This window comes from Sinorhizobium sp. CB7 (assembly GCF_041357635.1).
Classification (GTDB): Bacteria; Pseudomonadota; Alphaproteobacteria; order Rhizobiales; family Rhizobiaceae; genus Rhizobium.
On sequence record NZ_JAULLL010000002.1, the window covers coordinates 370093 to 386515 of the forward strand.

11 protein-coding genes, 1 pseudogene and 1 riboswitch are annotated in these 16423 nt (G+C 58.5%); of the genes and pseudogenes, 6 read left to right on the forward strand and 6 right to left on the reverse strand.

Translation table 11 applies throughout. From position 1 onward, the window contains the following. The first annotated feature begins 100 nt into the window (after positions 1-100). A complete protein-coding gene (locus tag AAE029_RS05940; RefSeq protein WP_371071875.1) occupies positions 101-1474 on the forward strand; it encodes a class II 3-deoxy-7-phosphoheptulonate synthase in 1374 nt (457 codons plus the stop codon). A gap of 118 nt (positions 1475-1592) precedes the next feature. Here the strand turns inward: AAE029_RS05940 and AAE029_RS05945 are convergent, their stop codons facing one another. Both AAE029_RS05945 and AAE029_RS05950 read right to left on the reverse strand, forming a co-directional pair. After that, entirely contained in the window at positions 1593-2120 is a 528-nt protein-coding gene (locus AAE029_RS05945; RefSeq protein ID WP_371071876.1) for a DUF1003 domain-containing protein, read from the reverse strand. Positions 2121-2192: 72 nt separating this feature from the next. Further along, on the reverse strand, positions 2193-4082 hold the full coding sequence (locus AAE029_RS05950) for an LTA synthase family protein (protein WP_371072111.1): 1890 nt from the start codon (positions 4080-4082) through the stop codon (positions 2193-2195). Between the two features lie 224 nt (positions 4083-4306). On the opposite strand from AAE029_RS05950, the gene AAE029_RS05955 reads away from it, so the two are divergent. The 4 genes and pseudogenes from AAE029_RS05955 (at position 4307) to bluB (ending at position 9734) form a co-directional block, all read left to right on the forward strand. Next, positions 4307-5986: an NAD+ synthase gene (locus tag AAE029_RS05955; RefSeq protein WP_371071877.1), complete on the forward strand. Its 1680-nt coding sequence runs from the start codon at positions 4307-4309 to the stop codon at positions 5984-5986. Positions 5987-6018: 32 nt separating this feature from the next. Next, complete coding sequence (locus AAE029_RS05960) at positions 6019-6849, forward strand: hypothetical protein (protein ID WP_371071878.1); 831 nt, start codon at positions 6019-6021, stop codon at positions 6847-6849. A 163-nt stretch (positions 6850-7012) separates the two neighbouring features. Next, a pseudogene (locus AAE029_RS05965) lies at positions 7013-8744 on the forward strand (ankyrin repeat domain-containing protein). A 47-nt stretch (positions 8745-8791) separates the two neighbouring features. Further along, positions 8792-9005: riboswitch (cobalamin riboswitch) on the forward strand. Positions 9006-9047: 42 nt separating this feature from the next. Next, entirely contained in the window at positions 9048-9734 is a 687-nt protein-coding gene (gene bluB, locus AAE029_RS05970; protein ID WP_371071879.1) for a 5,6-dimethylbenzimidazole synthase, read from the forward strand. A 111-nt stretch (positions 9735-9845) separates the two neighbouring features. Here the strand turns inward: bluB and AAE029_RS05975 are convergent, their stop codons facing one another. The 4 genes from AAE029_RS05975 to AAE029_RS05990 form a co-directional block, all read right to left on the reverse strand. Further along, entirely contained in the window at positions 9846-10925 is a 1080-nt protein-coding gene (locus AAE029_RS05975; RefSeq protein ID WP_371071880.1) for a DUF2865 domain-containing protein, read from the reverse strand. Between the two features lie 163 nt (positions 10926-11088). After that, positions 11089-11733 carry an acyl-homoserine-lactone synthase gene (locus AAE029_RS05980; protein ID WP_371071881.1) on the reverse strand — a complete coding sequence of 215 codons (645 nt, stop codon included), beginning with the start codon at positions 11731-11733 and terminating at the stop codon, positions 11089-11091. A gap of 111 nt (positions 11734-11844) precedes the next feature. Then, entirely contained in the window at positions 11845-12582 is a 738-nt protein-coding gene (locus AAE029_RS05985) for a LuxR C-terminal-related transcriptional regulator (protein ID WP_371071882.1), read from the reverse strand. Positions 12583-12736: 154 nt separating this feature from the next. Continuing rightward, complete coding sequence (locus tag AAE029_RS05990; RefSeq protein WP_371071883.1) at positions 12737-15049, reverse strand: NADP-dependent malic enzyme; 2313 nt, start codon at positions 15047-15049, stop codon at positions 12737-12739. A gap of 478 nt (positions 15050-15527) precedes the next feature. Here AAE029_RS05990 and AAE029_RS05995 point away from each other — a divergent pair, with 478 nt between their 5' ends. Next, positions 15528-16337 (forward strand): UDP-2,3-diacylglucosamine diphosphatase, encoded by an 810-nt coding sequence (locus tag AAE029_RS05995; protein WP_371071884.1) that lies wholly within the window; start codon positions 15528-15530, stop codon positions 16335-16337. Positions 16338-16423 lie beyond the last annotated feature (86 nt).

Here is a 16423-nt window from a genome sequence, read left to right on the forward strand (position 1 = left end):
ATGGCTGCTATGCAAGCCTGACCTAAAGGTTTATAAGCCGCCGATATTTATCGGCGATGACGGACATCCGGCTCAGATCGGGTGCAAACAGGTGAGTGAGATGGCAGAGAATTGGACCCCGAGCAGTTGGCGGCAGAAACCGATCCAGCAGGTTCCGGATTATCCGGATGCGGCAGCTCTTGCTGCTACGGAAGCAACGCTTGCGACCTATCCGCCGCTCGTTTTTGCCGGTGAAGCGCGCCGGCTGAAAACGGCTCTTGCCAAGGTCGCCGAGGGGGACGCTTTCCTGCTCCAGGGCGGCGATTGCGCCGAGAGCTTCGTCGAACACGGCGCCGATACGATCCGCGACTTCTTCCGCGCCTTCCTGCAGATGGCCGTTGTGCTCACCTATGGCGCCCAGTTGCCGGTGGTCAAGGTCGGCCGTATTGCCGGCCAGTTCGCCAAGCCGCGCAGTTCAGCTTTCGAAAAGCAGGGCGACCTGACGCTCCTGACCTATCGCGGCGATATCGTCAACGGCACGGATTTTACGGAGGAGGCGCGTATGCCAAATCCGGAACGCCTGATGATGGCCTACCGGCAGTCGGCTGCGACGCTCAACCTGCTGCGCGCCTTCGCCATGGGCGGCTATGCCAATCTCGAAAATGTGCACAAATGGATGCTCGGCTTCGTGAAGGATAGTCCGCAGGGCGAACGCTACCGGAGGCTTGCCGACCGCATCAGCGAAACGATGGAGTTCATGAAGGCGATCGGCATCACCTCGGAAAACCATCCGAGCCTGCGCGAGACCGATTTCTTCACGAGCCACGAGGCGCTGCTGCTCGGTTACGAGGAAGCGCTGACCCGAGTGGATTCGACCTCGGGCGACTGGTACGCGACGTCCGGCCACATGATCTGGATCGGTGACCGCACGCGTCAGCTCGATCACGCCCATGTCGAATATTTCCGCGGCATCAAGAACCCGATCGGCCTGAAGTGCGGCCCGTCGCTGACGGCCGACAACCTGATCGAGTTGATCGATGTCCTGAATCCGGCGAACGAAGCCGGCCGCTTGACGCTGATCTGCCGCTTCGGCCATGACAAGGTCGCCGACTGCCTGCCGAAGCTCATCCGCGCCGTCGAGCGCGAGGGCCGCAAGGTCGTCTGGTCATGCGATCCGATGCATGGCAATACGATCACCCTCAACAACTACAAGACCCGTCCGTTCGAACGCATTCTTTCGGAAGTGGAGAGCTTCTTCCAGATTCACCGCGCCGAAGGCACGCATCCAGGCGGCATCCATGTCGAAATGACCGGCAAGGACGTGACCGAATGCACCGGTGGCGCACGCGCTGTTTCGGCCGAGAACCTGCAGGATCGCTACCATACGCATTGCGACCCGCGCCTCAACGCCGATCAGGCGCTCGAGCTTGCCTTCCTGCTTGCCGAGCGCATGAAGGGCGGTCGGGACGAGAAGCGGATGGCGGTCAACGCCTGAACCGGCAAGGATGCCAGAATAGCTGTGGAACGGGCCGGTCGAAAGCCGGCCCGTTTTTCATTACAGTCCGGCGGGACGGGCGTGCTCGAGACATGACAGCGTAGCCGCGCAATTCATTTCATGACTTCGAAAGAAGCTCATTCAGCCGTGTGATTTCCTGGCGCAAAGCCGACAACTCCGTCATAACCTGCATATCTATCTTCTGATGCAGCGAGAGCACTTCCAGCTCCGCCTTCAAATTGACTTCGTAGTCCTTGGCAGCCTCGAAGCGGTCACGTTCAGCCTGGCGGTTCTGTGACATCATGATGATCGGGGCCTGGATGGCAGCGACCATGGAAAGTACGAGATTGAGAAAAATGAAGGGGTAGGGATCAAAGGCACGTGTCAAAAGCACGATGGTATTGATCACGCACCAGAAAGCGAGAAACAGAAGAAAGGCAATGATGAAAGTCCAGGAACCGCCAACGCGCGCAATCTTGTCGGCAAACCGCTCACCGAAAGACGCCTCGGCGGAAAATGCGGCGTTGATGTCCGTCGAGATGACCTTGCGTTCATGCGCCTTCTTCAGCACACGTCTTTCGATATCTCCAAGCTCTTCCATGGTCTTGCCGAAATGCATGTGGGCGAAATTTGGGAAACTGGACATGGGAGACTCCGCGAACAAGCTCTTTTCCGCGCCAGTATTCTTTTGCGCCGGTAAATTGCAATGCGAAATCCGTCAGAGGCCGGAATCCGTCAGCCAATAATGTGATGGAAAGAAGCGCTCCAGCGAATGCTGTTTGCCGAACATGATATCGTATTGCAGGTATCGATAATCCTTTAAAAGCGGATCGAGCTTCTTCTCCTGCAGAATCCATCCGGGTGAGGTGCTGCCATCGCGTGCGGCGAGTTGATACCGATCGAGGATCGCATACTTCTTCTGCACGCGGCCAAGAAAACCAGTATAAAAGGGATGCTCGTAACCGGCGAATTTGAGAACATGGTAAGGCAGCAGCGCCGGGCTTATGGTGCCGACATTTCTGCGGATACCCTTTTTGCTCGACCATATGACGAGCGGTGTCTCGTGCTCGCGCTTCATGACGTCGAGCGGGGCCTTTCTGGTGGCCACCTGCTCAGGCATGTAGCCGGTGTCAAGATAGATGTTTCCCAGCGGAGGCAGATGATCTCCCCAGAGCACTATGATTGTCTCGCGGCTGCGCTTTGAAGCCCAGTCAACAAGCATTTTGAGGCTTTCGTCTGCTTCCCTGACACCTTGTGTATAGGTGGCGAGTGCATCACCGTCGCCATCCGTCAGATTGCCTTCGATGGCAACTGTATTGCGTGCATAGCGGTTCGGTTCATAAGGGCCGTGACCCTGCAGGGTTACTGCAAAGAAAAAGAAGGGCCGATCAACGTCATCGCCTTCACGCATGACTTCCTTCATCAGAGCATCATCGGAGGTAAAGATGCCGCGTTTTTCCATCGGTGGCATGCTTTCCTCGGTACGGAACGCATCGAAACCAAAATCCTTGTAGACTTCGCTGCGATTCCAGAACCATCCGGTAAAGGGATGAATGGATCGTGTCGTGTAGCCTTGGCCACGAAAGAAAGTCGCAAGAGACGGCAGCGAATGGCGGATATATTGCTGGTAGGGAATACTGCCATAGGGCAGGAAAGCGTTGGAAAAGCCGGTCAACGCCTCGAACTCGACGTTTGCGGTCATTCCGCCGAATTCCGGTGAAAAGACGTAGCCAGACTGCAATGCGCGTATGGTCGGCATCGGATCCGGCGTCAGCTTAACCGTCGCAAGACGGGTCGGATCCCAAAGAGATTCGCTCATGAGCATGATGACATCCGGCTTTTCGTCCGGTCCCGCCGGATAGCCGTAGCTGCGTGCCGGGATAGCGTCGATGGCCTCGGAATTAAATCCGGAGGGCGCGGTTACATGGGCCATCGGCAGGTTGAGCGAAAAGGCCATGATGAAACCGTTCTGGCGATAATTCTCCTTCTGGTCCCACATTATCGGAACGACCTGCAGCCGGTCGCGGATCCAGGAATATTGAGAATAATCGCTTACGAGCGATACGAAGGCCGCCAGGACCGGCAGACAGATCAAAAGACGCGCCACTCGCGCACGCCACGTCAGTCTTGGAAAATGCCGCCACGCGTAACGCCAGAGGAAGACGAGACCGACGAGGAGAGCGACGACGCCAACCACAACCATTGTCGAAAACCAGGGACGATCCCTAACGATCACGGGCATTAACTGCAGGATCTGTCCGGTAAAGAGAAAATCGGACGGATAGAGCGGGTCGGGAAGGTAGAGCTGCTTCTGGCTCGACACGAAGGCGGGAACGGCGGCAAGCGGAGCAAGAGCAAGCGCAGACAGGTAAGCGCGGCCAGAAAGCGCATCCAGCAGGACCATCAGGAGCATGAGAACGCCGACTGTCGTCAGGCCTGGGCGAATGGGAGATATCAGAAAATCTCGGACGTTTACAAAGGAGCCGCTGGCGACCCACTCCACAGCCACCACGGTCCCGAGCGCGAGTAGCAACGAAATCAGACAGTTACACAACCCACGTGCGGCACGGGCAGAAAAGCTTCCTTCCTGTGTACTGAGAAAGAAGATAGCCGATCCGCGAAACGGTACAAATTTCCAAACCAGTGCGGCCAACGGCTTCTCCGGTCTTTAAAGAAATTTCATGCAATTGTCACATTACTGTCATGAATGCGGGATGAACCGTGCCGGTTCCACCGACTCATGCCATCGCGCTTGTTTTCTTTCGACACCAGCCCATCTATTTCTGCGCGCAGATCATTGCGGAGCCTATCGGCTAGAGCTAAATGAATGGCATGACAGAACAAAACTCGATCGCTCAGACCCTTCGCATCGCCGTTGGACAGCTCAATCCAACCGTCGGCGATGTTGCCGGCAATCTCGCCAAGGCCCGGGAGGCACGTGCTGATGCGGCGCGCGAGGGCGCGCATCTGCTGATGCTGACCGAGCTTTTCATCTCCGGTTATCCGCCGGAAGACCTGGTACTGAAGCCGGCTTTCATTCGTGCTTGCTGGAAAGCAGTCGAAAGCCTCGCCGCCGACACCGCCGATGGGGGACCAGGCGTCGTTATCGGTTTTCCGCGTCAGGATCAGAGTGGTCGCTACAATTCCATCGCCGTGCTCGACGGCGGCAAGGTCATCGCCGTCCGTGACAAGGTGGATCTGCCGAACTACGGCGAATTCGACGAGAAACGTGTATTCGACCAGGGCGCCATGCCGGGTCCGATAAATTTCCGTGGCGTCCGGCTGGGTATTCCGATCTGCGAGGATATCTGGGGCGAGCTCGGCGTATGCGAGACATTAGCCGAAAGCGGTGCCGAAATTCTGCTGTCGCCGAATGGTTCGCCCTATTATCGCGGCAAGGTGGACGTGCGTCATCAGGTCGTCCTCAAGCAGGTGATCGAGACCGGTCTGCCGATGATCTATGCGGCCCAGCTCGGCGGCCAGGACGAACTTGTCTTCGACGGGGCGAGCTTTGCCTTCAATGCCGACAGGACGCTGGCCTTCCAGATGAGCCAGTTCGAAACGGCGGTGGCGGTCACGACCTGGAAGAAGAACGGCGATGGCTGGCACTGCGCCGAAAGCCCGATGGCGCATATTCCCGAACGCGAGGAGGCGGACTATCGCGCCTGCCTGCTCGGCTTCCGCGACTATGTCAACAAGAATGGCTTCAAGACTGTCGTACTGGGCCTTTCCGGCGGCATCGATTCCGCGATCTGCGCGGCGATCGCGGTCGACGCGCTCGGTGAGGAGCGCGTCCGTACGGTGATGTTGCCGTATCGTTATACTTCGAGTGATTCACTAAAGGACGCCGCCGATTGTGCGCGCGCTCTCGGCTGCCGCTACGATATCGTACCGATCGAGGAACCGGTAACGGGATTCAGCTCGGCGCTTTCGGACCTTTTCGAAGGCACCGACAGCGGCATTACCGAGGAGAACCTGCAGAGCCGCGCACGTGGCACTATCTTGATGGCGATCTCCAACAAGTTCGGTTCGATGGTGGTTACCACCGGCAACAAGTCGGAAATGTCGGTCGGCTATGCAACGCTCTACGGCGACATGAACGGCGGCTTCAATCCGATCAAGGACCTGTACAAGATGCAGGTCTACGCGCTGGCGCGCTGGCGCAATGCGCATGTGCCACCAGGCGCGCTCGGCCCGTCGGGTGAGGTGATCCCACACAATATCATCGAAAAAGCACCGTCGGCGGAATTGCGCCCGAACCAGACGGACCAGGATTCGCTGCCGCCCTATCCCGTGCTTGATGACATTCTCGAATGCCTTGTCGAAAAAGAGATGGCGGTCCATGAGATCGTTGCGCGCGGTCATGATGTTGCAACAGTGCATCGTGTCGAGCATCTGCTCTATCTCGCCGAATACAAACGGCGGCAGTCGGCGCCCGGCGTGAAGATCACCAAGAAGAATTTCGGCCGCGACCGGCGCTATCCGATCACCAACCGGTTCCGGGATCGGTAAGTCTACCGCCTATCGGGCACATTGGGGGAGCAATGCGCAGTTCGGTCGAGATCTACAATATCCCTACGGGCAGTTCCCGGATCGTCTGGCAGACGGAGCGGCTCGTGGAAGCCCCGAATTTTTCCCGCGACGGCCGGTTTTTGCTCATCAACGGCGATGGGCTGCTTTATCGTCTTGCCCTCGAAGGCGATCCAGAGCCGGTGCTCATCGATACCGGCTTCGCGCGATTGTGCAACAACGATCATGGCATCTCGCCGGATGGCACGCTTATCGCCATTTCCGACAAGACGGAATTCGGCAAGTCCTGCATCTACGTGCTGCCGGCTGCGGGCGGAACGCCACGCCAGGTGACGACAAACCTGCCTTCCTATTGGCACGGCTGGTCTCCGGACGGGCAGCGCGTCGCCTATTGCGGCATCCGTGATCAGGTCTTCGATATTTATACGATTTCGATCGATGGCGGCGAGGAGACGCGGCTGACACAAGGCAAAGGCCGCAACGATGGCCCCGATTGGTCTGCGGACGGGGAGTGGATCTATTTCAATTCCAGTCGTACTGGCCTCATGCAGATCTGGCGCATCCGTCCTGACGGCAGCGGTCTGCAACAGCTCACCCATGACGACTACGGCAACTGGTTCGCCCATCCTTGCCCCAGGAACGAGAAGGTCGTGCTGATCTCCTATGACCCCGATGTCTTCGACCATCCGCGCGATCTCCATGTGCGGTTGCGCCTGATGGATATGGATGGGGGCAATCTGACGACGCTGTTCGAGCTCTTCGGCGGGCAGGGGACGATCAACGTGCCGAACTGGTCACCGGACGGTGACGAATTCGCCTATGTTCGATACGCGCCCGAGAAATGACCTCTCTGGACAGTGACAGCTTTCCTCGTTAGGAATTGACCGTTCGCAGGGCGCATCCGATCCGCGGGAAGGGCAAAGCCCACCTGATGTTGAATTTATAGACTGCCACACCTCTTTTCAGTCTGTGGGCGCGGATACCGGACGTGAACGAAAGGAGGTCGTCATGACCACGCGCCCATCTGCCGCGAGCGCCAGCATTGAATCCCTAAAAAAAAGGCGAAACTTCTCCTCCGATCCGTGCAATCCGGTGATGCGTCGGCCCGCGCTCGCGTTGAATCCTATTTCTCCAAAATCGAGGACGTCGGACTGCAGGACGTCCAGCTTGTCATCGCCCGTGAACATGGCTTTTCGAGCTGGACCAAGCTCAAGGCCCATTTCGACAGGATCAGTCCCGACGAACTGCCGCGCGATCAGCTCGCCAATCACTTTCTCTCGCTTGCGACGGTTTCCTATTTCGCCCGCATTTCCGCCGATCCAGCCCGTTTCGAGGCAGCTCTCCGCCTGCTGCAGGACCACCCCGTCATTGCGGACGAGAACATTCATGTCGCGGCTGCCATCGGCGACGCCACGCGCGTTGCCCGCTGGCTTGACCGCCAGCCGCAGCTTCTCGACCGCAAGGGCGGACCTTATGATTGGCCACCGCTGCTCTATGCCGCCTATGCGCGTGTGCCGGGTCGCTCAAGCCTTCCGGCAGCACGACTGCTGATCGAACGCGGCGCCAGTCCCAACGCCTTCTACCTCGATGACGGACAATATCGTTTCACGGCGCTAACTGGCGCCTTCGGCGAGGGGGAAGCGGGCAAGCTGCGTCAGCCCGAACATCCGGATTGCATCGCTTTCGCGCGCATCTGCTCGATGCCGGTGCCGATCCGAACGACAGCCAGGCGCTTTATAATCGCATGTTCGAACCGGATAATTCATGTTTGAAATTGCTTCTCGAATACGGGCTCTCGGCTCAGCATCGCAACAATTGGCTGGTGCGGACAGACGGAAAATTCGTGGAGAATTCGCAGACCGTGTTCGACTACCAGCTCGCCTGGGCACTGGAAAAACGCATGCCCGAGCGCGTCAGGCTGCTGGTTGAACACGGCGCCGATGTCATCAGACCGGTCAACGGACGGACGCCTTTCGAATGGGCCCAGCTCGGCGGCGACCGGGAGCTGGCGTTGTATCTCGTGAGAAAGGGAGCAGTTGCGGTCCGACTGAAGCCAGAAGACCAGCTCCATATTTCGATCATGAATACGGAACTTCCGATCGAAGAGGTGGTCGGGATGATGCGGGAGCTCACCAGTCCGGCGCAGATGCAACGCGTCCATCCAGCAATGCTGCATGAAGCGGTCGCCGACAACGCTTTCGAACCGGTCAGACGCATGCTGACGCTCGGTTTCGATGTCAACGCCATGACGAGCCGAGCGCCGCTACATGAGGCAGCCCTGCATGGCCATATCGAGATGGCAAAGCTCCTGATCGAGCATGGCGCCGATACGAAAATCCGCGATCCTTACCACTATGCGCCGCCGATTGGTTGGGCCGAGTACAACGGCCAGCCGGACATGGTCAACTTTCTTAGAGATCAGTCGCTCGATATCTTCGCTGCGGCTGCCTATGGCATGATGGATCAGCTCACTGCGTTGCTTGACGCCGATCCGTCACTGATGGAGAGAACATTTGGAAGCTTCCGGCCCAGCGGCAGAGCGGATCCGGATCGCGACTGGCTCACTCCGCTCGGCTTTGCCGTTCTCAACGGCCGCTTCGAGGTAATCCATTTCCTGATGAAGCGAGGTGCCGATCCCACGATCAGGAATACATCCGGCCGTTCGCTGAAGCATGTGGCACGGGAAATGGGCGATGAAGCGCTCTTCTCGATTCTTGACGGCCACACACCGATGACGTGAGCCTCGGCCGGCGCCTTGCGATCCGCTTGCTTTCTGCGAGCGCATCGCGCATACCGGTGGGGTCAGGTGCCCGCGCAAGCGGGAGAATCGGGAATCCGGTGAAAATCCGGAACGTGCCCAACGCTGTATGGCGGATGCCTGCCGCAGGATTGAGCTTTCTCAAGCTCTTTTCAGATGGTTGCCACTGGTTCCTGAACCGGGAAGGCAGCGGCGGGCAGAGGAAGCCTAGTCAGAAGACCGGCCTGGCGAGATAGGCTGACCCGCGTGGACGGCGGGGAGGTCAGCATTGTTGGGGAGTTGACGATGCGACCAGAATCTGCGGACTTTCTTGTCCGTGCGGAAGCTTTTTCCGTCACTGAACGTGAGGCTGTATACCACGCCATTGAAACACGGCGGGATGTCCGTGACCAGTTCCTGCCTGATCCCTTGCCCGATGACTTGGTGAACCGGCTTCTCCAGGCGGCGCACAACGCACCTTCCGTCGGCTTCATGCAGCCATGGAACTTCATCCTCGTGCGCGATGCAGACGTGCGTGAGAGAGCCTGGCAGGCCTTCGACCGGGCGAACCGCGAGGCGGCGCTGATGTTCGAGGAAGAACGGCGCGAGACCTATCGCTCCCTGAAACTCGAAGGCATCCGCAAGGCGCCGCTCAGCATCTGCGTCACCTGCGATCCGGATCGCGGCGGCAAGGTCGTGATCGGGCGGACCCACAATCCGCGCATGGATGTCTATTCGACGGTCTGCGCCATTCAGAACCTATGGCTGGCGGCCCGCGCCGAAGGGGTTGGGGTTGGCTGGGTCAGCATTTTTCATAACAGCGACATCCGTAATATCCTCGGCATTCCAGAAAGGATCGAGATTGTTGCCTGGCTCTGTGTTGGATATGTCGATAAGCTTTACAGCGAACCGGAACTGGCAGTGAAGGGCTGGCGGCAACGTCTGCCGCTCGAAGAACTGGTCTTCAGCGAGCGCTGGGGAAACACTCCCTGAGCTGTTTGCCTATAGCGTTTCAGCTTTTCATGGAGGCGCAGAACCGCTCTAACTTTTTATTTTTGCGCAATTCCGGACGGAAAACCGCTTCGCACTTTTCCTGGAACTGCTCTATTGCTGCGGCTGCGGGCCGGGAAGGGCCGGTTTTTTCAGGTCGATCTTCCCTTGGGCGTCGTCGAGGAATTGTGGACCGACCTGGCGGACCTTGTTTGCTGCCGGGTCGTAAGGTCGCTCCGGTGGCGGTGCTGGCGAATTGAGCGCCGTGGTCGACGTCGGCTGGGATTTCTTCGTTTCTATCCTGGTGACCGAACTTTCCGGTGTCGACGCCTGTTCGCCGTTGCGCCGCAACTGCTCGTAATAGGCCGAGAAATTGCAGGTGCAGGACGATTTTTCTCCCGGAGGCCGGTTTCGATAGGCAAAAGCGTTGGGCATTGCGCTATAGGGGGCACCGGTCGAAACCGAAACCATGTCGTCCGCCTCCTGAGTGGAGAGGACCCGATAGAAAAGCTCCGTTTGAACGCCCGGACACATCCGTGCGCAAGTTTCCGCGTCCCGCTGGAAATCATTAGGCCCCGCATGGGATGAGAGCGGAAAGAACCCGCCGTCACAGGTTCTCACGCAGACGGTGCTGACATCGGCGGGATATTCGCGTGGGTCAGAATAATTCCCGATGTCGCGAGGATCACTGCCCATCGGCGGAATGAAAGTCTCCTGCGGCATCCGTCGGCCGATGTCCCGGTCAGGGTCAATGAGTGCATCGGGCGTCACAATGCTGGCTTCATTGCAGCCGTTTTCCTCCAGCGAGGCGAGCAGATGGCGCCGGAGCCCGTCATCCGGACGACTGGTCAGATTGATCTGGTTCCGCCTGTCGATCAGGTAGCGGATATTGTCGCGCATGCGATCAAGTGCGGCCTGCAGTTCCTCGCACATTGGGGCGTTCTCGCCGTTGACAATGACGAAGCTGCCGCCCGAGCAGCCGTAATCGCGCAGATCGTTCTGCACCTTGCGCATTTCGAGGTTCTGCTGGGCGATTGCATTTGCGTATTGCCGCGTTTCGGGATTGTTGCCGACGACTTCGCGAAGATCCGCCAGACGCGCCCTCAGATCGTCACAGAGCGCGCTTGTCTGCGCTGCCGCGGGTGCTGCAAGGAGGGGCAGGACGAGAAGAAAGGAAAGGCTCCGGCGTTTCACTGTTTCTTCCTTCGCAGGCGACCGGCGAAAGGTTCCAGCCGGCTCACGGGGCATCAAGACTTAAGTTGGCTATCGTATACAGCTCCAGCCTTAACAAGCCTTTGCAAAAAATTAGAACGGCCGGCGAGAAATGTCCACGACGGACGCTCGCCGGCTGTGCTGATCATGCTGCCCGGGCGAGTTCCAGTGTCGTCTCTCTTGCGAGCAGTTCCCCCTCGATCTCGGCGACGGACTTCATTCTCTCAAGAAGATCCTCCGTGACTTCCCAGGCGATGGCGACGGCGTGGACGGAACCGATCTTCTGCGGATCGCCGATCCGCTCGCCCGGGCATCCCATGCGCCGGAACATACGTTCGAGAAAGACGTCCGTCACCGTGACGATATGGGAAAGCCCGGAGGCGAGACCCAGTTCGCCGACGCCGCACATGAGCTCGGCGGCGGCAATCGTCACCTGGTTGGAGGCGCGGTCCTGGGAAATCTCGGGATCGATGCAAAAGCGGCTGGATTCCCAGATCGTTTCGCTGCGGATCTCCGGCTTGCCGCCAAGCAGAATCGGGAAGGTATCATCCAGCATGTTGGGACCCAGTGTCGGAAGCAATCTTAGCGCGCCGCGCAGGCGGCCCGTGCGGGGCGCATGGGAAAGCACATAGATCGGATTGGCCCGGTCATATCCGTCGATCTCCCATTCGTCCTCGACATGAACATCCCATTTCAGAAGGTCGTGGAAGACCTTTTTGCGGAGCCGAAACATGGCGTCCATTGCGCCGGGGTGCTGGTGGCGGTTCACTCCGTTGAAAAGCTTGATCATGGCAGTCTCCTTCGGGTTGGCCGAAGAAGACTGGCAAAAGGAGCAGGCCTCCTAAACTGTCACTAGCGACAGTATACGCGACACTATTATGTTGTTAGTTATGTACGAATGTCAGGCTTGGGGGAGGAAACCGCGCCAGACGGCCTCCGCAACGGCCTGTGTATTGGACACGACGTCAAGCTTGCGCCGGGCATTGCCCATGAAGAAACGTACGGTGCGCTCGGAAATACCAAGGATGACAGCGATCTCCCAGTAACTCTTGCCGGCAGCGGACCAGCGCAGCACCTCATGTTCTCGAGGGGTGAGGAGAGATATGGGGTTATCGTCGGCCGGTGCGCTATGCTCGGTATCGACGTGTCCTGCATGGAAGAGCGCCGAGAGCGTATGAATGTCGCGGCCATAGCATCTAAGATAGCTCGCGAGATCAGCATGCGACGTGGGAATGGTGATCGAAAGTGCGGCCGCGCGGCCAGCCGTCGACACCAATGGATAGGATATCCCTTCTACCGGCAGCCCGAGTGCTTCGATGAGGTGAAAAAGGGGAGCGGCAAGGGGAAGGCGTTTGCGAAGCGTCCCATGTTCCAGCGGCCGGACCGTGCCGAGTATGGTTCTGAGCACCGAAAGCAATACCACCCGATCAAGGCTTGCGACTTCGCGCTCTTGCGAGGCCGTCAACGTGTGATGGGCACGATGCAGATGGACAGTTCGGGCAAAGACTGTCGCGTCCGCATAAAAGAGATGAGAGATCCCGTAGGCCGAGCGCATCCGCCGGAAAAATTCATAAGGATCGGCCGGATACTGCGCATCGAGCCAATCAAGCATGTCAAAGTAGGCGTGTCTTCCGGCCATTTCTGAACCCTGAGCATTCATAGGGATCGACTATCGATGGCCGGAACGGGAACGTCTAGAGCAATTCAGAGTTTAATGCGATTCAACCCCTAATAATCTAAGGGTGTGACGCGCAGCATGTGTCCTGTTTTGCGTCACACCAACTACCTACGGCTCAATCCGGATGCGATGCCTCTACCACCGCGAGAGCGGCCATGTTGACAACTCCTCGCGAGGTGACAGAGGGCGACAATATATGCGCCGGTTTGGCGGCACCGAGCAGGATCGGTCCGACATGCAAGCCATCCGTCATCGTCTTGACGACGCCGAGAGTGATGTTGGCCGCGTCGAGATTGGGAAAGACCAGCAGATTGGCTTCATCTGAGAGTGTGCTGTTCGGCATGACGCGCTTGCGCAGGCTCTCGGAGATAGCGCTGTCACCGTGCATCTCGCCGTCGACCTCCAGATCGGGTGCGGCTTTGCGGATGAGTTCCAGCGCATTGCGCATCTTCGTGGCGTTCTCGGATTCGCGCGAACCGAAATTCGAGTGGCAGACGAGCGCGGCACGTGGGGTGATACCGAAACGCTGGACTTCCTGAGCAGCGAGCACCGTCGACTCGGCTATGCTCTCTGCGGACGGATTGAAAGTCACATAGGTGTCGGTGAAGAACGTCGCGCCGCGCTGGGAGATCAGCAGGCTAAGAGCGGAGAAATCGCGGACGTTTTCGCGCTTGCCGATGATCTGCCCGACGTCGCGCAGGTGTTTCTCGTAACGACCCTCGAGACCGCAGATGAGGGCATCGGCTTCGCCGCGTCGCATAGCCAAGGCGCCGATAACGGTCGTATTGGTACGAACGATCGTGCGAGCCGCTTCGGGAATGACGCCGCGGCGGCCAACAAGCGAGAAATAGAGATCGACATATTCGCGGAAGCGCGGATCGTCTTCCGGATTGATGACGTCGAAGTCGCCATGCGGCCTGATCTTCAAGCCATATCGCTTCAGGCGCGTCTCGATGACCTGGGGGCGGCCGATCAGGATTGGTTTTGCGATTCCTTCCTCAAGCAAGACCTGGGCGGCGCGCAGGACGCGCTCGTCCTCGCCTTCGGAGAAGACGACGCGCTTGCGTTCTGCCGTCTTGGCGGCGGCGAAGATCGGCTTCATGATGAAACCGGAACGGAAGACGAAGCGGTTGAGCTGATCGAGATAGGCGTCGAAGTCCGCGATCGGTCGCCGCGCCACGCCGCTTTCCGCGGCAGCCTTCGCCACCGCCGGGGCGATCCGGAGGATCAGGCGTGGGTCAAACGGCGAAGGAATGAGGTAGTCCGGTCCGAAGATAGGTGTTTCGCCGGAATAGGCGCGGGCAGCCACATCCGATGGCTCCTCGCGCGCCAGCGCCGCGATCGCGCGGACCGCCGCCATCTTCATTTCCTCGTTGATGGTCTCTGCGCCGCAGTCGAGCGCACCGCGGAAGATATATGGGAAGCAGAGAACATTGTTGACCTGGTTCGGGAAGTCCGAACGGCCGGTACAGATCATCGCATCTGGACGCGCGGCGCGCGCGAGGTCGGGCATGATTTCCGGGGTCGGATTGGCGAGCGCCATGATGAGCGGCTTTTCGGACATTTGCGCGAGCAGATCTGGCTTCAGGACCCCGGCTGCGGAAAGGCCGAGAAATACATCGGCGCCGCCGATATTGTCGGCAAGCGTGCGCATGTCACTCTTCTGCGCATAGACGGCCTTCCATTTGTCCATCAGTTCGGTCCGGCCCTCGTAGACCAACCCCTCGATGTCATGGACCCAGATATTTTCGCGCTTTGCGCCGAGGATCACCAGCAGATTGAGGCAGGCGAGCGCAGCGGCACCGGCGCCTGACGTGACAATCTTGACGTCTTCGATCTTCTTGCCGGCCAATTCCAGGCCATTGAGGATCGCGGCGGCAACGATAATCGCAGTTCCATGCTGATCGTCGTGGAAGACGGGAATTTTCATCTTCTCGCGCAGGCGCTGCTCGACCTCGAAACATTCCGGCGCCTTGATGTCTTCCAGATTGATTCCACCGAAGGTCGGCTCCAGCGTGGCAACGGCCGAAACCATTTGTTCGACCGAGGGGGCATCGAGTTCGATGTCGAAGACGTCGATACCAGCGAACTTTTTGAAGAGGACCGCCTTGCCTTCCATCACGGGCTTGGAGGCGAGAGGACCGATATTGCCAAGGCCGAGAACGGCGGTTCCATTGGAGATGACGGCGACAAGATTGGCGCGCGACGTATAGTCGGCCGCCGTTTCGGGATCGTCGCGGATGGCAAGGCAGGGGGCTGCAACGCCAGGAGAATAGGCAAGCGCGAGGTCGCGCTGATTGCCGAGCGGCTTGGTTGCCTGGACTTCCAGTTTGCCGGGGCGCGGATAGCGGTGAAAATAGAGCGCCTGCTCGTCCAGATCCGCGCTCGTCAGATTAGTTTGCGCCTTCAAACTGTCATTGTTGTCCATAGCCGACCTCCACTTACGCAGATTCAGTATATTGCTGCGTCTTTTGCGCGTCCGGACGGAGTGCGCGGCGCAGTCGTGAAAGTCCCTGCATACATCAATCGCCCGAACCGCACAGTACGGAAATGCATGTCGCAGCAAAAATCCGAAGATGCCGAACATGCGCCGGCCCAAACGGCGCGAACAAGAGGAATTGGGGACCAATAGGGGATAGCACCCAGGTATCACGAGATGTCACGAGAAGCCTAACGTCTGCCTGGCGCGGCGCACCTGCAGCAACGATAGTAAGCCGAACTACTCGGTATCACGAGCTTCACGACCTCGCCATCGCTGCATCAAATAGTTGATTCCGATCGCTGCAGTAACGGCTCTGCAGCCTGGTCTCAGCGATTCTGTCATCTTCCTGAAACACGAGTCTGATTTTGGAAAGCCACGACAAAGGGATAGATAGGGCACGAACATCAGGTTCGTGAATGAGGACATGGAAACCCGACGCTTTCGGACATTGTTCATTTCCGACGTGCACCTCGGCTCGAAGGCAGCCAAGACCGATTTCCTCCTGGATTTCCTGCGCTACCATGATGCCGATACCATCGTCCTCGTCGGAGATATCGTCGACGGCTGGCGACTGAAGCGGAGCTGGTTCTGGCCGCAGGATTGCAACGATGTCGTCCAGAAGCTCTTGCGCAAAGCGCGCAAGGGCACGCGCGTCGTTTACATCCCCGGCAATCACGACGAATTCCTCCGTGATTTTCCCGGCACCCATTTCGGTGGCATCGAGGTCGCCGAGCGCATGATGTATGACGGTGCCGACGGCAGAAAATATCTCATTCTGCACGGCGACGAATTCGATGTCGTCGTGCGAAATGCCCGTCTTCTCGCCTATCTCGGCGATTGGGCCTACGATATGGCGATCATGATCAATGTCGGGCTTGCTGCAGTGCGTCGCCGTCTCGGCATGCCTTACTGGTCGTTTTCCGCCTGGGCCAAGTTGCAGGTTAAGCACGCGGTCAACTTCATCGGTGAATTCCAACGGGTGGTGGCCGAAGAGGCTCGGCGCAATGGCGCCGACGGCGTCATCTGCGGTCATATCCATCATGCCGTCATCGAGGAGATGGAAGGCATCCGCTACATTAACACCGGTGACTGGGTCGAAAGCTGCACGGCGATCGCAGAGCACGACGACGGCACATTCGAATTGCTGACGTGGCGCACGATCATGAGCCCGAAAACCGCTCTTGCCCTCGTTGATCAAACGGATGACGAGGAATTGGCGCCGCAGGCCGCGTGAACTGCTTCCATCTGAGCAGACGCTTTTTGCGGTTCTGAATCTTACCAGTTTTCTGTTGGTGTCGTTGCAAGCCAGCGACAATCGCC